Origin of the sequence: Bradyrhizobium nivariense (genome assembly GCF_029846695.2) — a bacterium.
Classification (GTDB): Bacteria; Pseudomonadota; Alphaproteobacteria; order Rhizobiales; family Xanthobacteraceae; genus Bradyrhizobium.
This window is the reverse complement of the sequence record NZ_JARWCR020000002.1, coordinates 336,422-355,678: the sequence shown is the minus strand read 5'-3', so window position 1 is coordinate 355,678 and position 19,257 is coordinate 336,422. Positions and strand designations below refer to the sequence as shown.

Below are 19,257 nucleotides of genomic sequence, written 5' to 3'. Positions count from 1 at the left end.
AAACCTTCTTGATCGCGAGACCGTTGTCCTTGCGGAAGTCGGCGATGGTTTTGTGATCCGGCGCGAGCCGTCCCGTCAGCCACATCACTTCAAGATTGCGGCCAGCCTCGCGCTCCAACCGCCGGCTTGATTGGACCCGGTTGAGATAGCCGTAAATGTAGAGCTTGAGCATCGGCGAAGGATGGTACGCTGGCCGGCCGGTCGCTGCAGGATCAACGCCATCGAACCCGAGGTCACGGAGTTCCAACGCATCGACGAACACATCGACCGCACGAACAGGATTGTTGTCGCCGACCCAATCATCAAGGCATTCCGGCAGCAACGTCGTCTGCTGGCGATCCACCCCTTGAACGAAACCCCGCATCAATTCCCCCCGCGATTCAGCAAGAGAATCATAGCATCGACGGAGTTTTTACACAGCCTGGGTCAAAAGCATCGTTTGGCGCTCAGCCGCAAACTTCCGGTCTGTCCCTATAAACCGACATGTAGCTGCACCGCATGAACGGAGCGATGGGCCAGTTGCAGACGTCAAACCATTTTACTCCGCCGCATTTTGTCAATCAGGCGTTTGCCTTTAACTTCTGTGTTTCTTGGGTAGCTCTGTTCACCGATGCAGGCCTGACACAATTTGTCCCCATTGTAGTGAGGGCCCCGTTGATCGCCGCTGGTGGGGCGCGCTCGCGGGCAAGGATTTCTAGAGATCCCCTCCTAGGATTTTCCTGCCCGCTGCGGTCTGGGACATCGCATCCTTGCAGGGATCACTCAACTCCGCCATGTGCGATTTTATGCAGGCCCTGATACCGCCGGTGCCCGGCACAATACCAGCACACAGCTTAGCAACGTCGGCCTTGCAGACCTTTCCGGCCACTGCAACCGTGAGCAAGCGTTCCTCGCAGGCTGGCGACAGGTCGGTCAAATGCGACTTTATGCAGGACTTGATCCGGCCTTCGCCGGGCTGAATGCCGGCGCACAGTGTCTTGATATCGCCGGCGCAGGGCTTGCCCGCTTGCTGTGCCACGGCGGCAGAGCCTGACCAAAGCAGCGCTGTCAATATAACAAGCCCGGATCGCATTCCTGCCATCTTAGATTCCTCTGAGATTCAAAAAGGGCAGATTGGGGGTAATATCCGAAAGCCGACCGCGGCGCTAGAACGACGCCGCTGGGACGCTGTAGGCGGTTTGTGAAGATGGCGCAAAGCGTAGCGCGCGAAGGCGGCCCGTCCGGGCCAAGCGCGGACTCATGCATCGCAGCAAACGACATACATGAGTTGCACTTAAACTTCGCTGCGGCTGATGTGCTGGCGGTGCAGAAGCGATATAGTGATTTCTTGAGTTGCCAGTTGGACGTGCCGAAGTTCCCCTTTGATATTTCAATGGCAACCTGCATGCCGTCGGCGGGCATCGATCTAGATCCGGATTCCGGGTGCATCGAAATTTAAAGTGCATCTTCAGACAACCTTCGAACGGAGGCGAAAATGCCTTTATTCATCACCTACGCCTCGTACTCCAACACCGGCATCAAGGGCATTATCGATAAGCCGATAGATCGCACCGAGCCGATTCGGACGCTGGTCGAGAAGGCGGGCGGCAAGCTTGTAGCGGCCTATATGACGACGGGTCCGCATGACGTAGTGGTCATTACTGAGCAGGCAGATGGATCGGATGCAGTTGCCGTGGGAATGGCCGCCGCCGCAAGCGGTGCCGTGGCCAAAATAGAAACTGTGCGTGCCTGGACGCTTGGCGATTTCAAGGGCATTGCCGAAAAGGCGTCCGGTTTGGCTGAAGTGTACGTTCCGCCTGGGCGGTAATTGCGCGTTTGCGAGGATGCCGGAGGCATCCTGCAGCGGCCGTGATTGCCGCAACCGATCAGTAGGATAGACGGCCGTAGCGGATAGCCGGCTAACAACGACGCGGCGTTCAAGGTTCGGAAAGAGCCCCGCGAGCTATCTGACGCGAGCCAAGCCTGCGGTATGCCAAACATGTCTGGGCGCCCGCGAGGGTTGCCAATGCGACCAGAAGACATTGAGACCTTGCGTAAAGACATGCTCGCGGTCATCGCCGCCGGCGCCTCTGCGCTGCGCGACATAATCGGCAAGGACGCCTTAGATGAACGCGTCATGACGGCCATGGGCAAGGTGCCGCGGCATGCATTTGTGCCGATTGAACTTCAGCCCTATGCGTATGAAAATATTCCACTTCCAATCGGCTTCGGAAAGACGATCTCGCAGCCATTTATCGTCGCCTTGATGACCGATTTGCTCGACATCAAGGCCGACGACAGTGTCCTCGAAATCGGGACCGGTCTTGGCTATCAGGCCGCCATCCTCGCGCAGCTGGCCCGCAAGGTATACTCCGTTGAAATCATCGAAGAGCTTGGCCAGAAGGCGAAACAACGGCTCCGCGAGCAGGGCTGCAGCAATGTCGAACTCAAGATTGCCGATGGCTATCACGGTTGGTCAGAGCACGCGCCCTTTGACAAGGTCATCGTGACGGCCGCTCCCGATCTCATTCCTCCTCCGCTGATCCACCAATTGAAAGCAGGTGGGAAAATGGTCATACCGGCCGGCCTGCCCAATGCACAGCAGCTCATTCTCGCGGAGAAGCTCGCCAACGGCAGAATGACGATGCAGGAGATTTTGACCGTCCGGTTCTCTCAACTCGAGGGGACTGGATCTAGCCTGCAATAAGCCAGGTGGCGCACCCGCAGCAGAGCATGGCCACAATGATCGAGAGCATCAGCGCGGTTACCCTCGCGACCCGACATGTCGAACGGTAGAACGGACTGCGCATAGCACGCAAAGCCCAAGCATCTTGCGGTGGCGGGGCTCCACGATTTGAATGTGCGGGCTCATGGGGCAGGGGTGAAAGACGGTCTTCTGCATGTCTTTGGTAGGACGAACCTTGCTATGGTTGGCTCGAATCGGACATCGATTGCTGGAGCTAGCTCAAACTTGCCCATGATGGATTGGAGCGAGAGTTCAGGTCCTTCAATAAGTTAGAGGGTGCCGTGTGCACGACGTGAGCACTGGAAGATCTAGAAAAATCTTGCGTCGGCCAATCAAAGCAGACCCTGGGGCCGCATCCGATCCGCGAATGCACGAACGAGTGAAGGAGCGGGCATTCAGAACGACGCGATTGACCCTCAACGGATAGGCGCGTTCAGCGCCCATCATGAGAGCATTGACATTTCCCGCCGGTAGAGTGTTCCGTTGCTACAAGTCGACTATTGGCGAGGTGCAGGATCCGTTTGCGAAACTGTTAGAAAAACGATTTGACCGTCAGCCCTGCTGCGCGGGCATCCTGTATGAATGTATGCGCTTCCTCACTGGACATTGTAAGGTCAACGCCGCCGAGGAATTCCTCTCCTTTGGGTGTGTTGGCACTGAACGTCGTCTCGTGTCTGCCTACATCAACCTTATAATCAATGTCGCTTGGTGCTTCGGGCATGGCATCCTCCTCGATCCCGAAGTGAGTATATTGTGTCCATTTCAACCGGTCCCACAAGGCAATTGCGAGACAACGCTGCGGCGTGGTCGATCGTGATTGGGGGGAAGAAGCGTGCTCAGTATCTGCGGGCAGACCTGCCGCATTGGTCCGCTAGTGGCCGATTCCGTTGAAAAAGACCGGCAATATTTCGCGCAAACGGCATCATCAATCACCGCGTCGGCACGCAGCAAGAGGGACTCGGGAATGGTTAGGCCAAGTGCCTTCGCTATCTCCGTCATCGAAGCTGGAGACAGGGAGGTCACCGGCTTTGAGCAAACTCCCGGCGCCAGTGGAATTGGCCAATTGCCGACGTTAGATGGCCGCCTCGGTCTGCACGTCGAAAACGTGAATCCTGGAAGGCCGCATGGCAACGCGCAGCTTGTCGCCCACCCTCACTCTCGCGGTCGGCTCGACACTCGCCACCATGATACTCTCGCCGACCTTCATGTCGAGCAGGATTTCCGAGCCGAGTTGCTCGACCACCTCAATCACAGCATCGAAGCATGGACGGCCGAGATCAACGCTATCCGCCACGGTGAGGTCCTCCGGCCGCACGCCGAGCATGACCTCGCGTCCGATACGGCCACGCAGCCGCTGCGCGGTCTCGTCCGGCAGCTCGATGCGCAGGCCGGAGTTCTCGGCGATCAGTGATCCGTTCGCATCTGTCACCATAACGGCGGCGAAATTCATGGCCGGGGAGCCGATGAAGCCGGCGACGAATTTGTTGGCGGGGTGATTGTACAGCTCGAGGGGCTCCCCCACCTGTTGCACCACGCCGTCTTTCATGACGACGACTCGGTCACCGAGCGTCATGGCTTCGACCTGATCGTGAGTAACGTAAATGGCTGTAGTGCCGAGCCGCAGATGCAGCTTCTTGAGCTCAACGCGCATCTGCACCCGCAGCTTGGCATCGAGGTTCGACAGTGGCTCGTCGAACAGGAACACGCGGGGGTGGCGCACAATAGCGCGGCCTACGCCACGCGCTGGCGCTGGCCGCCTGAGAGCTGGCGTGGCCTGCGCTTTAGCAAATCGCCGATGCCGAGGATGTCAGCCGCCTCCAGCACCCGCTTGTCAATCTCGGGCTTTTCGAATTTGCGCATTTTCAGGCCGAACGCCATGTTGTCGTACACGCTCATGTGCGGGTACAGAGCGTAGTTCTGGAACACCATGGCAATGTCGCGGTCCATGGGCGCCAATTCATTGACCACGTTGCCGTCGATGGAAATGTCGCCCGAACTGATCGCTTCAAGCCCGGCGATCATCCTGAGCGTGGTTGTCTTGCCACAGCCGGAGGGGCCGACGAACACCATGAACTCCTTGTCGCGGATCTGCAGGTTGACGTCTTTGACAGCGTGCACGCTATCAAAGAATTTGTTGATCCCCTTGAGGACGACCTGGCCCATTCGCTTCCACCTGCATCCTAACGGCCGATGCGCAGTTTGCATGCGCGCTTTCGAATCCCCTTGATCCGCAGTGCTGTCAGCCCTTCACCGATCCGGTCAATCCTGCGACGTAATGCTCGACGAAGAACGAATAGGCGATAGCGACCGGTATCGATCCAAGCAGGGCCCCAGCCATCAGCGGTCCCCAGTAAAATACATCTCCGCGGATCAGCTCCGATGTGACGCCGACCGGAACAGTCTTCTGCTCAGGCGAGGACAGGAAGACAAGCGCATAGATGAACTCGTTCCACGACAGTGTGAAAGCGAAGATCCCGGCCGAGAGTATGCCCGGGATCGCCACCGGGATGACGATGTAGAGCATAGCCTGCCAACGCGAGGCGCCGTCAATGCGCGCGCATTCCTCGAGCTCCTTCGGTACCGCCTTGAAGTAGCCCATCATGATCCAGGTGCAGAACGGAATGAGAAAGGTCGGATAGGTCAGAATCAGTGACCAAGGCGTGTCACCCAGCCGATAATTGCGGATGATCTCTGCCAACGGAATGAACAGCAGCGTCTGAGGCACCAGATAGGTAATGAAGATGGCGGTGCCCAGGCTACCAGCAAATGGAAAGTTCAGCCGCGACAGAGCATAGCCGGCGAATACGCCGCACACGAGCGAGATAGCGGTCGACGCAAGCGCGATGAACGTCGTGTTCCACAGCCACGATGCGAACAGCGTCTCCTCGAACAGGTATCTGACATGGTCCCAGGTCGGCTTCCAAGTCCAGAACGGATTGTAGTTGCTCGAATTCCAGGGCCGGTAAAGCTCGCTGTCCGGCCGCACCGAAGTGATCACCATCCAGTAGAACGGGAACAGCAGGAAAAGCAGGAACAGCGCCATGGGGACGTAGAAGAACACCCATTTTCGCCACCTTGCGCCTTCGATCATGGCTCAGCGGACCTCCACGCGGCGGATGTAGAGCAGCTGGATGATGACGACCAAAAACAGGACCGGAAACATTGCGAGCGAGATGGCGGCGCCCTCGCTCAAGAGGCCGGTGCCGATGCCGATTTGATAGGCGTAGGTGGCGAACAGGTGCGTTGCGTTGGCCGGTCCGCCGCCCGTCATCACATAGACGATCTGAAAGTCGGCGAACGTCTGAATCACTGAGAACAGCATCACGACCATGGTCACGGGCAGCAGCAGCGGCCAGGTTATGTGCCAGAACCGCTGCCACGGCTTGGCGCCGTCAATGGCGGCGGCCTCGTTGAGCTCGGGACTGATCGTCTGCAAGCCGGCGAGCAGACTGATGGCGAAGAACGGCACCCCGCGCCAGATGTTTACGATGATAATCGAGATCATGGCGAGGTCCGGATCGCCCAGCCAATTGATCCGACCGGTGATCAAGCCGAAATGGTAGAGGAGCCAATTGAGAACGCTGAACGTCGGGTCGAACATCCACTTCCAGGCGAAAGTCGAGAGCACGGTCGGGACAATGAAAGGCAGCAGGATGAAAGCACGGGTAAAAGCCTTGCCGCGGAAATTGCGGTTGAGCAGCATGGCCAGCCACAGCCCGAGCGCCAGCTTGAAGACGGTGGTCACGCCCGTATAGAGGAAGGTGTTGTAAACGGCGGTGCGAAAGATCCCGTCATTGAAGATCTTGTAGAAGTTGGCGAGGCCGACGAAGTCGCCGGGCATACCGACGCGCGAACTGGTGACCGACAGCAATATCCCTCGAATGAAGGGATAGGCAATGAACATGCCGAGCAGCACGATGGTCGGCACCAGCAGCACGAACGCCAGCCAGCGCTCGTCCTCGAGCAAACGCTGTCGCCGGGGAGGGGGCGCCTCGCGGAGCGTGGTGTCGGAAACCGCGCTTATCGCCATGTTCGATCCTCGTCGGCCGGAAGAGTCCCCGCCCCTCGAAAAATGGGAAGGGGACGGCTTAACCTCAGACGTAGACCTTCTTGAGCTCAGCCTCTGCCCACTTCACGGCATCCTCGGCGGGCATGCCTTGGACGGCCTTTGCGTACATATCAATGATGATGTACTTGGTTACGACCTCGGCTGCCTTGCGCGTGGAGGGTCCTTGGTAGCCAGCGAAGCGCCCTGTGCGCGCCGCTTGCTTGTAGGGCAGCATGATCGGGTCGTCGCTCCACAGCTTGTGCTTTTCCCAATCTGTGGTTGGGCCGACCGAGAAGCCCTTCTGGGAGACGAACCACTTGTCGTAGACGTCCTTGGAGTGAATCCAGCCAAGGAATTTCTTCGCCGCATCCTGGTTCTTCGAATAACCCATCAGGAGGTTCGAGAACGGGACGTGATAGCTGAACTGCCCGCCGGGGCCCTTGGGCAGCGCGGCGTGCAGGATGTCGTCCTTCAGTTGCCCGCCTGTCTCTGTCTTGTAGGTATCCGGCTTGCGCAGAGTCTCGATGTAGATCGAGGCGCCGTTGAGCGTGGCGCTGCACGTCCCGGATAGAAAAGCGCGGTTGTTGTTGGAATCGTCCCAGGCGAGCCCGCCTTCATCGTGGGCGTCCTTCCAGAAGGCCGCCATGAACTTCACCGACTCGACCGTTGCTGGGCTATTCAGAACAACCGTCTTGCCGTCTGCTTCGACTTCTTTACCGCCCCAGGACCACAGGTAGGGATAAGCGAAGGCGGGCGCATCGCCGAAGGTGTGACCCAGCGTTTGGCCGATGGGCCGTCCCTTTGCCTTCAGCTTCTTGCCGGCCTCGCGATACTCTTCCCACGTCTGGGGAAATTTTCCATCCGTGTAGCCGATCTCGGCAAACCAGGACTTTCGGTATGCGATCTGCAGGCCGACGATGCACCACGGCACTGCAATCCATTTCTTGCCGTCATTGGCGACAGCGCGGGATGTTTCGTAGAAGGCGCCCTGGCTCTTGCCGAGCGCCTCAGCGAGGTCGCTGACGTCTATGACGCTCTCGCCGTAAAGTTGCCCCCAATTGTTGAGGACGCAGACGACGTCGGGGCCTGCCCCCGACTGGATCGCCGAGGTGATGCGGGCCTGGATTTCGTTGGCGTTGATGGTCTCGATATTGAGCTTTATGCCGAGCGCCTTCTCGCCCTCCTTGGCGATTTCGTTGCGCAGAAGCTGATCTGACGCCGGAACGAAGTCGGTCCAGCGCAGCCAGTGCACCGTAGCGGCTTGCGCATAGGCGGGGGCCCTGCCGGCCGCCAGGATGCCGGCCATGCCCACAAGTGCGGTACCGCCCTTGAGGACGTTACGTCGGGTTACTATCGTCATGCATCTCTCCCTGGGTGTGTCTGAGCTGATGCCTTCGGCCAGTCTTACGCCGGCTGGGAGTCCCTTTCAGCCTATCGCGCCTCCGTGGTTCGACGCATGCGCGCGGTGTCGCCTGCGCAATACGTTGGCTCGATGATCATTTGTGATGTCCCACCTGCAGCGCCGTGGAGGCGAGTTCGCCGCAAAACTGGGCGAATTCTTCGCAGGGCAACGGCGCGATTACATCGTTGCCCATCGCAACGGAGATACGACCGGCGGCCTGGATCGTGTCGGCGCCGGAGCCCGCGCTTGAACCCTACCGTCATAACGGTCCCTCCCGCGCAGCGAGGGTATTGCCGTGGCCAAGCGGGTTTTCTCCGTCTTATATGAAGTTCAATACCGGAAGCTAGCGCGACGTCATTGTCGCCCGTCGCAGCAGGAAATCAAGTGCTAGCTTTGACGCGGCGGCCATGGTCTCACTTCGTGAACTGGCTGGCCACCAAAAGTATCGAAGCTGTTGCGTAAGACGCTTGATCTGAGGCGACTGCAGAATTGCCCATAGGTCGCTTTGCGGGTTCGTGGCCAATTGACGAGTCTTCTTTTGGGGCAATCGCGCGGGGTCGTCGGTGAGGCCTAACGGCTTCGCGCCCTTCATTCCTTTATTCTGGGGATCTGGTCCTTCACCAAGAGCCGGCGGAATGAGCCTGCTGGCGCAGCTGTCGCGCCGAAGGCAATCGAAACGATGGGGCCTCGAGCGGAGGCCACGATCTTCCGACGCTCAAGGCCTGGGCCGACGAAGGACCGCCGAAGGCTACGCTATACCATTACCCGAATCCGAATCCCTACAACGACCAGATCTTCTCGATCGCCGCGCAGCTGGTACCGCCCAAGATTGCAGTGCAGATCGATTCCCAAGGGTCTCATGACCCAGATGACAGTCCCGTCTCGCCTGGGCTACCTGTGCCGAAAGATGATGGGGCGACAGGCGTGCATCCCTGCACCAGCACGGCTCCGTCTATCCCGGGCGCCAAATCGATGGCGTGTGAGAGATCGCCAGCGTGTTGCGCGAGTTCCGGCAGCACTGTTCTTGAGGTCCGCAACTGCTGGGACCGCGTCGGCACGCCCGGAGGGCTAGCGACGGCGCGGCTCTAGGCCTGCCTGAAATTGCTTGGAAGGCTTTGATGCGGTGCGTCCGCCGCAATCTGAAGTGGATAAGGTCGCCACGCTGCTCTGGCAGGTGGTTCATGAAATCCGCTCAAGATCTGACTTGAGTGCGACCATGAAGCGAGCGGCCTCACCGCCCGTCACCACGCGGTGGTCAAAGGTGAGCGACAGCGGCAGTATGCGCCTCACCGCGGGCTGGCCGCGATGCGCGACCGCCCGCTCCGAAATCCGGCCGGCGCCCACGATTGCCGCTTGCGGCGGCACGATGACTAGATTGGCAAACCGGCCTCCGATCATCCCGAAATTCGACAACGTGATCGTCGCGCCGCGCAGCTCTTCCGGAGGGATCGAGCGGGCGATCGCGTCGGCCTGCAACCGGTCAAGTCCGCTCCGCAGGTCCGGGACGCTCCGCTCCGCGATGTTGCGCAGCACGGGAACGATGAGGCCGCCTTCCGTATCGACGGCGATGCCGAGATCGATGCGCCCGATCAGGCGCCGTTCTCCACTGCCGGAATGATACCAGGCGTTGAGCGCGGGCTCGGCTTTGCAGGCGGAAGCGATGGCGCGCACCAGCCGGATTGTCACATCCTCGCCCTGTCGCCAATCGTCGATATCGGCTTCATCCGTCACTATGGCGGGGACGATTTCGGCATGGGCCGCCGTCATGCGTTGGGCCATTGCGCGGCGCAAACCGCGCAGGGGTTCGGCAGGGCCGGTCTGCGACACACGCTTCGCCGCCCGTTCGACATCGGCGCGAGTGATGCTGCCGCCGGGGCCGGTCCCCTCAACGAGTCGAAGATCGACGTCGAGCTTGCGCGCCAGTGTGCGCACCGCCGGAAACACCTGTCCGGCCGGTCGCGTGGAAGCGATCCCTGCCAGCGGATGTTCGTCGCTGCCAAGCTCGCCGACAATTGTGCCGGTGTCCTGCTCGGCGCCCTCGGCAAACTCGACGAGAGGCGCGCCGACCTTCACGATATCTCCCTTGGCGCCGAACAGGCGCGCGATACGTCCGTTCGACGGCGACGGTATCTCGACGACCGCCTTGTCGGTCTCCACCGAAACGAGCGGCTGATCGGTGACAACATGATCGCCTTCGTTGACGTACCAGGTGACGATCTCCGCCTCTTCAAGGCCTTCTCCAAGGTCCGGCAACATGAAGTGGCGCATGGGGCAAGGTCCGTTGCAGTTCAGTTGAATTGGCACGCCTTTCGGGCTGAGGTCACGATGCGCCCGACCGAAGGCATGTAGTGTTGCTCAAGCCGCGCCATAGGGATGACCGTGTCGTAGCCGGTGACGCGGGTTAGGGGTGCAAGCAGCGAGGACAGGCCGCGTTCAGCAATAAGCGCGGCGATCTCGGCGCCAAATCCGCCAGTGTGTGCCGCCTCGTGTACGATGACGCAGCGCCCGGTCTTTGCGACCGAACCGAGCACGGTGTTTTCATCATAGGGCTTGAGCGTAGCGAGATCGATCACCTCGGCAGCGATACCCTCGTCAGCGAGTGCATCGGCCGCGGCCATGGTTTCCTTCAGCATCGCGCCCCAGCTGATCAGCGTGACGTCGCGACCTTCCCTCAAGACAAAGGCGACATCCAGCGGCAAGGCCTCGCCATCGTCCTCCACCTCGCCCTTGGCTGCGCGGTATAGCCGCGTCGGCTCCAGAAATACCACGGGATCAGGATCGCGGATCGCGGCAAGCAGAAGTCCGTATGCGCGTTCCGGCGACGAGGGCATGACGACACGCAAGCCTGGAATATGGGCGAGCATCGCCTCGGTGCTTTCGGAGTGATGCTCTGGCGCGCGAATGCCGGCGCCGTGCGGCGTGCGCAGAACCATCGGGCAGGTGAGCCGCCCCTGGGTGCGGTTGCGCATTCGCGATGCATGGTTCACCAATTGATCGAGGCAGGGATAGAGAAACCCCATAAACTGGATTTCGCCGACGGGTTTCAGCCCCTGCGCCGCCATGCCGACGCAGAGCCCGCTGATCAGGAGTTCGGCAAGCGGCGTATCAAGGACGCGTTCGGGTCCAAAGCGCTTTTGCAAACCCACGGTCGCGCGGAACACGCCGCCATTGACGCCGACATCTTCGCCAAGCACGACCACACTCGGATCATCCTCCATCGCGCGGCCAAGCGCCAGATTGATGGCTTCGACCAACGTTACCTCAGGCATAGTCCTCTCCCGCGAGTTCATTGCGTTGCGGGGCATAGACCTCGGGCAGATCGGCATAGAGGTGATCGAACATGGTGTCGGGCCGGCGTGGCGGCGTTGCCAGATAGCGTTCGACCGCGGCCTCGATGCGCTCATGGCACTCGGCTGCAAGTTTTTCCTCGTCCGCTTTGCTCCACATCTTTTGGCCAGCAAGATAAGCCCGTACCCGCGCAATCGGCTCTTCCTTCCAATGGGCCTGAACTTCTTCAGCCGGACGATAGCGTGATGCATCATCGGAGGTCGTGTGATCGCCGAGCCGGTAGGTTACCGCCTCAAGGAAGCGTGGGCCGTTACCATCGCGGGCCGCGGTAATGGCCTCTTCAGCCGCGGCGCGCATCGCCACCACGTCACTCCCATCCACCTGCTCGCCGGTGAACCCGGCGGCGATGGCCTTCTGCGCCAGTGTTTCCGAGCCGGTCTGCAGCCGCAACGGTACCGATATGGCCCATTGATTGTTGGTGGCGACGAACACGACCGGCAATTTGTGCACACCGGCAAAATTCATCGCTTCGTAAACATCGCCCTTGGAAGTGGCGCCGTCGCCGAACAGGCATACGGCGACACGCCGCTCCTTGCGCAGCTTGAAGGCGTACGCGACGCCGGCAGCATGCGGCGCCTGTGATCCGACGGGAACGCAAAACGGGAAGTCGTGGGCCGGCCCGGAGGAGAAGCAATTGCCTCGTTCATCGCCGCCCCAGAACAGCAGGATCTCCTCCAGTTTGACGCCACGCCAAAGCAGCGCGCCGTTGTCGCGATAGGAGGGCAGCAGTACGTCTTCATCTCGCATCGCACTGGCTATTCCGACCGATACCGCCTCCTGGCCGAGCGAAACCGCATAGGTTCCGAGGCGCCCGGTGCGCTGCAGTGCAACAGCCTTCCGATCGAACAGGCGCAGGAGCACCATCGACCGGTAAAGCGCCGCAAGCAGGTTGGCATCGGAGGCGAAGGCAGGGAGCGGGCGGTTGATGGAGCCGTCTGGCGCGAGGTAATTGCGGTGGCATACCTCGAAGCGGGCAATCACCGGGAGACCTTGGGTTGGCATTTTTTTGCTGGCCACGTTCTCGCTCCTCGAGCGATTGTGCCTCCCATGACTATGCCATTTGGTGGTGACGTCAGGACGATGCAAGACCATGGCGCGTTTGCCTTGGCGTGCGCCATTGCCGCCCTGCGGGGTTACGCGATCATGGAAGCGGCACTGCGGCGGTGGTATATCGAAGCATGGCAAATGGTCAGGTTGTCCTGGTAACAACTCAGCCGTTAGGCGGCGGTCCACCCGTTCGCTCGGTCTATTTCGTGGCGGAAAGGGATCCGGAAACCGCCGCGGCGATTATCGCTGCGATGATGGCCCCGAACGAAAAGGTGGAGGCGTGGGGACCGCTTCCGGAGGCCGCTGTGAGAGCGCTCGGATTGAAGCCTGGCGACTTTACGCGCGGGTGAACGGCAATCTAACGCCCGCTTGATTGCCGGTTCATGTCTTCCAACACGCCGCGCATCGCATCCATGTGCTTGCCGAAGCCTGCCCAATCCCCGGCTTTCAACTGCTCCATGGCGCGGTTGTAGCGGTCGAGCGCCTCCTGTGCTTGCCGTGGTGCCGGGACCCGGGGTTTCTGCGCGGGTCGAACACCAACAGATTGCTGCGTCAGTATCTTCCGCGTGGCACCGATCTGTCCCTGTACAGCCAGGCCAAGCTCAGCGCGATCGCAAGACAGCTCAATGAAAGGCCGCGAAAGACCTTGCTTTATCAGACCCCAGCTGAGAAGTTCGCAGAATGTGTTGCGGCGATCAGTTGAACCCGCCGCGCAAACCGGACATTCGGCTGGCCCCGAACGTCTCAGAGGGGCCACGAGCGGATTAACTCTAACCTGGCTGCCGTGGGAACGAATGCTCAAGCAAGAAGCGCAGCATTTCACTTGTGGCGTCCGGTCCTTGCGGATCAGGGTCAGAGCTGGCAGAGCTGCCTCCCGAGGATCAGGCAACGGATAGAACTGCGATTGCACGATTGAGTTGAGGATCACCTAGACCCATGGAGGCCGGGTCAGCTTGGACCTCGATCGAGGGTGCGACGCCAACGCCTTCCAGCCGCTCGCCGTCGACCTGCACGTCCCCGACCGCGAGCAACAGCAAGCCGCCGTCAATGAGAAATGCCGTCGCAGCGAGGACAGCTCCCTCGGTCCGGCTACCGATGACCTCGCCAAGCCGATATTTCTTGAAGCCATAGGCAAGGATCTCTTTGCCGCTGCGGGTGCCACCGTTGACAAGCATGGCGACAGGCTTGCGCCACTTCACGTTCTCGAGTTCGCTGGCGCCATTGCGATCAGTGACCTGGATCGTCGGCGCTCGCGTGTTGAACAAATCAAGATACCCGGGGATCGCGCCGCCCCAGCCATCGCGCAAGTCCCAGATCAGCGCGTCGGCGCCGTTCAAGGGACTCTGCGATAGAAGATGCTCGAGCGTCCGCTGATACACCGAGCCAGCGTAGCACCAGACATGAACATAACCGATGCTTCGGCCGTTGGCCGGTATTATATGGGCGCTGGCCTTCAAGCCGTCCAAGAACGTCTTGTTGGGCTCAATTTCGACCGGGGTAACCGATATTTGCATAAACGCGTCGGCACGACGCAGCCCCAGCACAACTTCCTTGCCGACCTTCCCACGAAATGACTGTACCGGCTGAAACGGTGCACCGTCGGCGAAGACAATCACATCGCCAGCGAGCAGGCCGGTTTGTTGGGCCGGCGTGCCTTCTATAACACCGGTAATCACGCTGTGGCCCTGCATGTCGAGACGCGAGAGGACGCCAATGCCGGGACAGGAGATTCGGCCACTCGGAAAAGCGCGCTCCAGTCCGCGCCGCCTTAACGCACCAGCAAAGATATCGGAAAGCTGGTAGTACTCTGGTTCGTACGGTGTGTAGTAGCGGGTGTGCGAAGCATGCAGCTCAGAGAGCATGCTATTAATGACGCCGGCCAGCGTCTCTTCGGAACTCGCCCGCGTGGCGTCCGGCAAGTAATGGTCCCGGACCGCCGACCAATCGAGCCCGTGTAGGTGCGGATCGTAGAACCGGTCTCGCACGGTCCGCCATACCTCCTCGAACGTGGCGATGCGTGCGGGCACGACCTGGGATGTGGCCGAATCCGCTGCTTCTTGCTGCTCGGCCGACAACACCGTTGGAGTCAGAGCTGATGCCGTGGCCATTGACGTGAGCCGCAGAAAGTGGCGGCGCGACAGTGCTGAGTTGATTACCTTCTTCATCGTGCAACCTTGCGATGGAGCTCGTCGCTGTCCCGAGCCAGAGGGGATATCTCAAACGGGCCGGAAGCGGCCATCGAACCGGATTTGAGGCTGGCGAACGCCAAGCCGCGCTTTCGTTGGTGACGAACGTAATCCACCACGCCGCTGCAGTTCGGAGCGTTACCTCAACGCGCGCTGAAGGTGAGGCCGGCGCGCTCCTTTAGACGCTTACGCAACGCCGGACCCATCATCGCGCCCGGTGTCCAGGCGCCGCCCTCGCCCTGCACGTCGCGCACGAGGCAGAGAGCGCTTTCGGCGATCATCTTGCTGGTCGAGCCATAGCCCGGATCGCGGTCGCCCGTGACTACCGCCTCGACCCGTCCGCCATCCGGCAGCTCGCCCAGGAAGAGAATGTCGTAGAAGCCCTTCTCGCGCTCTTCCCGAGGCGGGCCTGCACCGGGTTTGAGACCGCCGGTCCCGAGCAGGGAAAATATGGTGGCAAAGGTCTCCGTCGTCACGCGACCGATTTCCCCAAATCCCGGCGCCACCATCATCTCGTCGTAAACGAAGTCCCTGCCGTAAGGATGACCCAACAGGAAATTCGTGCGGTGCACGTTCTTAGTGTTGACCGGCGCCATGGGGAACGGCACCAGCCACACGTTCATGCTCGGGTCGTATTCGGGGATAAGGCCCGACGGCTGAGACGGCCCGGTGAATCCCGGCGTCAACGCGAAGGGATCGGTCAGCAGCCGGATCAGGGCCGGGTCGCGCGCTGCGGCCGCCAACGTCGCCTGGGCGCTCGCCGCGGTGCCGCCCGACATGCCGCCTTTCACCTTGCGCAGGCGGGCTTTGACCCGCCGCGCCGGGCGTCCGAATTTCTCGCGCGCCTTCTCCTGCAACGTGAGCACACCGAGATCGAACGGGATGGAATCGAAGCCGCAGGAGAAGACAATGCGCGCGCCCCTCCGTTTCGCCTCTTCGTGATGGGCGTCGATCATGCGCCGCATCCAAGCCGGCTCGCCGCACAGATCGACATAGCCAGTGCCCGTGGCCGCGCAGGCCGCCACAAGCTCGGGGCCGTAGAGCTGATAGGGCCCGACTGTCGTGATAATCACGGCCGCACGCTCGCACATCGAACGCAGGCTGGCCGGCTCGGCGGCATCCGCCTTGACCAAAGGCAAATCGTCTGATGCGCCGATGTCGGCACGCACCTTCTGGAGCTTGTCGGTCGCGCGCCCGGCGATCGCCCAGGACGGAGCATCGTCGCCGCGATAGGACGTCGCCAGATATTCGGCGATGAGACGGCCGGTGTAACCCGTCGCGCCATAGACGATGAGGTCGAAGTCCCGCTTCACGACGCTGGTCCTCCTCGAGAACCGGGAGAGCGCTACCCCTTACTCGGACCGGTCTTCCGCCGGCTGGATCGCACAAGCTTGCCTGGCGCACTCATTCGATCAAGCTCGTCGGCGCGGGCCGAGTAGCGCCTAAGAGGTGGGGATGCCAGGCCATTTTGTGCTGTCCCGGAGCCCGGCGAGGACACGAGGACGCGCAGCAAGTGCCATTCGAGGGGGCAGCCGCTTCATTGAACCGTCCCATCGCGTTTGACGGAGGATACCACAGTTCCTGTCTTTGGGGTCGCGCAACGTTCGATCGGAGGCAATATGCCATTTTGACCGCGGCGAGACGTTTTTCGGGCCGGTTGGCATGTCCCAAACGGGTCCAACACTGGACATGCCGCGCCGCATCGTCGGCCGTGTCGAGCCCCGAAGACCTTATTCCCCTTCGGAGCGCCGGGCGAAGATCCCCGCGCATACGGCACCGTCCGTTGGGCATCGCCAGCGATTGACACGGGGCTCCCGCTTCTGGTTTTCGCCCCATAGCGTGTGCTGAAGTACATGGGCAATCGCGTGGGGTTGATCCTTCGGGGCGGTCCAATCGCGTACCGCCCAATTTTCCTGTGTGCTACTTAGTTGGGTAGCAAATGGTAGCAGGAAATCAGATCATGACTGACGATCAGGTCAATCTCGTCGTTCAGCACCTTTGCGAGCAATTGCACTTGGCGCTCCGATTGAAGGGCAGCGAGGCACATCCACCAAACGCCAAGGATATTGGATTTGATCCTGCCTCTGTAAGAACTGTATTGCTGACCGGGTTGCGTTCGGCGGGTGTCACGATCCACCACGAAGCAGCCGGGGCGAGCGAAGAGCCGCCGTGGTCCTAAGCACAAAACGCGGGATGGAAGCCCCGCGCCAATGTCTCAGTTGGGTCATTTTCGACCGACTTAGCCGGTTATCTCACCGGTTGATGTCCGTTTTGCCCGGGAAGCAGACCTGAAGGAGGAGGGGCGAATGCGCCCCCGGCAGCAGTCGCAGGGCCCCCGTGATGCCGCTAGTCAAATCGCACATGTGCAGCAAATGCTGCCGCACGGGGCGGTCTCAGATACGGTCGTTGCCGGCCAGACCGTGACCCTGACGGATAACGGCACCGTGCTGGGCACGGGAACCGTGCAGGCGAACGGGTCCTTCAGCCCTCGGCTGAATCTTCGTCTCTGCATGACCCACGTCCGGCCGTATGAAACACCCAGTCTCGGTGTCCATCAAACCGGCAGCAGCTCAATCTGGTCTCGACCGCGACGAGGTCAATGTCAACGGTGGGTCGATCGCACTTGGTTATCCCATCGGCGCGACCGGCCACTCAGTTTTCATCTGGCCGCAGTTCTGTCGGTCAAGTTCTTTGAACAAATCTAACAATGTCGCGCGCGAAATCGTCAGCCGTTGAAGCGGATTAACCGAGGAGCCTCGTTCATCCGCAATTCGATAACATCCTCTGGAGTATTGCCTCGACCGAGTGCGGCGAAATCCCAAGTTCAGCAAATCCAGGCACCTCCGGCGATGAGACGGTGTCGATTTGCATCAGTTCCACCTGATTATGAGTGAGTGGTGGACCCGGGAGTATTTCGGGGGTCCATGCCAGCGCCCGCCAAACGGCAAACGGAATTGGAATCAGCCGGGGCGCGAGGCCAGCTTGATGTGCAACGGCTCTGAGAAATTTCTCGTAAGAGTAGACGCGCGGGCCGCCGAACTCGAAGAACTTCGAATGCGTCTCGGCTCGCAGCATGACTCGAGCAACCGCTTCCGCAACATCTTCCACATAGGCCGGTTGCAATCCGGTCCGGCCGCGGCCGAACATCGGATAGATTGGAAGTTGGCGAAGGAGGTTGAGGATGATGGTGAGAAACGCGTCGTCCGGTCCGAACATCACAGCCGGACGGACGAAAAGAGCATCGGCGAACGCGGCCCGAACCGCCAGTTCGCCTTCGCCGCGCTTTCGGATGTAACGGGATGGAGAGGCGGCATCTGATTCCTGAGAAGTGAACGAGCCGTTCGACCCCAGCCCGGTGCGCGTGGGCTGCTACCCGTTGAGCCGCCTCGACGTGAACGGAGTGAAAAGTCTCCTGTCCGCGCTCGAGGTAAAGGCTGACCGCATTTACAACGCCGTAAGCGCTGGCCAACGCATCCGCGACCGATCGCTCGTCGCGAATGTCAGCCTCGACCGATTGCAGTTGCGGATCGGGATCAAACAGCCTGTACCCTCGATCCGGATGCCTTGACGCGATCCGGACGGGGAATTCGCAATAGCGCAGATGCCGAACGATACGGCGGCCGAGAAAGCCGGTCCCGCCGAACACGCTGACGGTGCGACCGTTCGTTGCCACCATGACTTCACCAGTTTGGATGCGGTTGGCCGCCAGCTATTGCTTTTTTACTGGTGCGCCCGGAAGCACGGCTGCTACACCTTCCGGATTGATGTTGAAGGCCAAGAATATCAACGGCTCGTTGCCTGGGTTTCCCCATTGGTGCACGAGGGCATGCGGTTCATAGATCAGCGAACCTGGTCCCCTTGCTTCCGTCTTACCGTCGACTGTGTTCGCTCCGGTGCCGGAAATAATATAGTACAGAGCCGCTCCTGACCGATGGTGTGGCGGGTTGGAAGGCATCTGTGCCGGAAATGTGACTCGTGTGAGATTGAGATCATAACCGCCAGGCTTCAGGTCGGGGATTGGAGTTGCAGTGCGATATAGCTCTCTCACGGCGGCAGGCGCCATCTCGACAGGCCGACCCAAGTCCGCAGCGGAGACAAGGAAGAAGTAGAGAAAAGTTGATGGCTCTCCGCTGCCCGCCGTTAGCGCTGCCGTCTTTCCGCCGGCGATGAACAGCCCCTCTCCAGCGCTGAGCGTTTTGGCCTCGCCACCGAGCGAGACCTCGGTCGATCCTGACACCTGGTAGAGGATGCCGTCGGCTGCCGAGACGGCGCTCTTCTCGTCTGGCTGAAGGGTGATGCTCACCACTTTGAAATGGAGCGGTACGTCTATGACGGTCGGCAGCTTGGTGGCGGCGACCACCGCTCGCGCAATTGCCGGTCCAGCGGGGGTGGTCTGTGCGGCCCCGGAGGCGGGAAGCGCCATCGCGCCGAGCAACAATAGTCCAGTTGTCCTGAACTGCATGATTGCCTCCCAGGTTCGGCGGATAATCGGAGCACTATA

16 protein-coding genes and 4 pseudogenes are annotated in these 19,257 nt (G+C 60.6%); 5 read left to right on the top strand and 15 right to left on the bottom strand.

Annotated elements, in window-relative coordinates:
* Positions 1 to 364 (bottom strand): transposase (locus QCM77_RS03500; RefSeq protein ID WP_279682063.1); only part of this gene is annotated, 364 nt, incomplete at its 3' end.
* A 330-nt stretch (positions 365 to 694) separates the two neighbouring features.
* Positions 695 to 1,081, bottom strand: coding sequence for a cysteine rich repeat-containing protein (locus tag QCM77_RS03495; protein WP_279682061.1), 387 nt, complete (start codon positions 1,079 to 1,081; stop codon positions 695 to 697).
* Positions 1,082 to 1,474: 393 nt separating this feature from the next.
* Here QCM77_RS03495 and QCM77_RS03490 point away from each other — a divergent pair, with 393 nt between their 5' ends.
* Positions 1,475 to 1,807 (top strand): GYD domain-containing protein, encoded by a 333-nt coding sequence (locus QCM77_RS03490; protein WP_279682059.1) that lies wholly within the window; start codon positions 1,475 to 1,477, stop codon positions 1,805 to 1,807.
* A 198-nt stretch (positions 1,808 to 2,005) separates the two neighbouring features.
* Positions 2,006 to 2,686: a protein-L-isoaspartate(D-aspartate) O-methyltransferase gene (locus tag QCM77_RS03485; RefSeq protein ID WP_279682058.1), complete on the top strand. Its 681-nt coding sequence runs from the start codon at positions 2,006 to 2,008 to the stop codon at positions 2,684 to 2,686.
* Positions 2,687 to 3,257: 571 nt separating this feature from the next.
* Here QCM77_RS03485 and QCM77_RS03480 read toward each other — a convergent pair.
* The 8 genes and pseudogenes from QCM77_RS03480 to pdhA all read right to left on the bottom strand — a co-directional run bounded on the left by QCM77_RS03480 (position 3,258) and on the right by pdhA (position 12,525).
* Positions 3,258 to 3,446 carry a hypothetical protein gene (locus tag QCM77_RS03480; protein WP_279682057.1) on the bottom strand — a complete coding sequence of 63 codons (189 nt, stop codon included), beginning with the start codon at positions 3,444 to 3,446 and terminating at the stop codon, positions 3,258 to 3,260.
* 351 nt (positions 3,447 to 3,797) lie between these two features.
* Positions 3,798 to 4,888 (bottom strand): annotated as a pseudogene (locus QCM77_RS03475) (ABC transporter ATP-binding protein).
* A 76-nt stretch (positions 4,889 to 4,964) separates the two neighbouring features.
* Entirely contained in the window at positions 4,965 to 5,816 is an 852-nt protein-coding gene (locus QCM77_RS03470) for a carbohydrate ABC transporter permease (protein WP_279682055.1), read from the bottom strand.
* 3 nt (positions 5,817 to 5,819) lie between these two features.
* Complete coding sequence (locus tag QCM77_RS03465) at positions 5,820 to 6,755, bottom strand: carbohydrate ABC transporter permease (RefSeq protein ID WP_279682053.1); 936 nt, start codon at positions 6,753 to 6,755, stop codon at positions 5,820 to 5,822.
* 64 nt (positions 6,756 to 6,819) lie between these two features.
* Positions 6,820 to 8,133, bottom strand: a complete 1,314-nt coding sequence (locus tag QCM77_RS03460) for an ABC transporter substrate-binding protein (protein ID WP_279682051.1) — start codon at positions 8,131 to 8,133, stop codon at positions 6,820 to 6,822.
* A gap of 1,221 nt (positions 8,134 to 9,354) precedes the next feature.
* Complete coding sequence (locus QCM77_RS03455; protein ID WP_279682049.1) at positions 9,355 to 10,443, bottom strand: dihydrolipoamide acetyltransferase family protein; 1,089 nt, start codon at positions 10,441 to 10,443, stop codon at positions 9,355 to 9,357.
* A gap of 20 nt (positions 10,444 to 10,463) precedes the next feature.
* Positions 10,464 to 11,444, bottom strand: coding sequence for an alpha-ketoacid dehydrogenase subunit beta (locus QCM77_RS03450; RefSeq protein ID WP_279682047.1), 981 nt, complete (start codon positions 11,442 to 11,444; stop codon positions 10,464 to 10,466).
* Positions 11,437 to 12,525 carry a pyruvate dehydrogenase (acetyl-transferring) E1 component subunit alpha gene (pdhA, locus tag QCM77_RS03445; protein ID WP_462804289.1) on the bottom strand — a complete coding sequence of 363 codons (1,089 nt, stop codon included), beginning with the start codon at positions 12,523 to 12,525 and terminating at the stop codon, positions 11,437 to 11,439. Before pdhA ends, QCM77_RS03450 begins: the two co-directional genes overlap by 8 nt.
* Positions 12,526 to 13,066: 541 nt before the next feature.
* Here pdhA and QCM77_RS03440 point away from each other — a divergent pair.
* Positions 13,067 to 13,273 (top strand): annotated as a pseudogene (locus QCM77_RS03440) (transposase); the annotation flags it as partial.
* 178 nt (positions 13,274 to 13,451) lie between these two features.
* Here QCM77_RS03440 and QCM77_RS03435 read toward each other — a convergent pair.
* Both QCM77_RS03435 and QCM77_RS03430 read right to left on the bottom strand, forming a co-directional pair.
* Positions 13,452 to 14,735: a S41 family peptidase gene (locus QCM77_RS03435; RefSeq protein ID WP_279682045.1), complete on the bottom strand. Its 1,284-nt coding sequence runs from the start codon at positions 14,733 to 14,735 to the stop codon at positions 13,452 to 13,454.
* Positions 14,736 to 14,899: 164 nt separating this feature from the next.
* Positions 14,900 to 16,069 (bottom strand): saccharopine dehydrogenase family protein, encoded by a 1,170-nt coding sequence (locus QCM77_RS03430; protein ID WP_279682044.1) that lies wholly within the window; start codon positions 16,067 to 16,069, stop codon positions 14,900 to 14,902.
* Between the two features lie 647 nt (positions 16,070 to 16,716).
* Here QCM77_RS03430 and QCM77_RS03425 point away from each other — a divergent pair.
* Both QCM77_RS03425 and QCM77_RS03420 read left to right on the top strand, forming a co-directional pair.
* On the top strand, positions 16,717 to 16,935 hold the full coding sequence (locus QCM77_RS03425) for a hypothetical protein (protein ID WP_057855775.1): 219 nt from the start codon (positions 16,717 to 16,719) through the stop codon (positions 16,933 to 16,935).
* A 368-nt stretch (positions 16,936 to 17,303) separates the two neighbouring features.
* Positions 17,304 to 17,405 (top strand): annotated as a pseudogene (locus QCM77_RS03420) (hypothetical protein); the annotation flags it as partial.
* A 111-nt stretch (positions 17,406 to 17,516) separates the two neighbouring features.
* On the opposite strand, the gene QCM77_RS03415 reads toward QCM77_RS03420, so the two are convergent.
* From QCM77_RS03415 to QCM77_RS03405, 3 genes and pseudogenes are all read right to left on the bottom strand, one after another.
* Positions 17,517 to 17,972, bottom strand: a complete 456-nt coding sequence (locus tag QCM77_RS03415; RefSeq protein WP_347882347.1) for a Rossmann-fold NAD(P)-binding domain-containing protein — start codon at positions 17,970 to 17,972, stop codon at positions 17,517 to 17,519.
* Positions 17,973 to 18,123: 151 nt separating this feature from the next.
* Positions 18,124 to 18,432, bottom strand: a pseudogene (locus tag QCM77_RS03410) (NAD(P)H-binding protein); the annotation flags it as partial.
* Positions 18,433 to 18,465: 33 nt separating this feature from the next.
* Complete coding sequence (locus QCM77_RS03405; protein ID WP_279682042.1) at positions 18,466 to 19,218, bottom strand: cupin domain-containing protein; 753 nt, start codon at positions 19,216 to 19,218, stop codon at positions 18,466 to 18,468.
* Between the last annotated feature and the right edge of the window lie 39 nt (positions 19,219 to 19,257).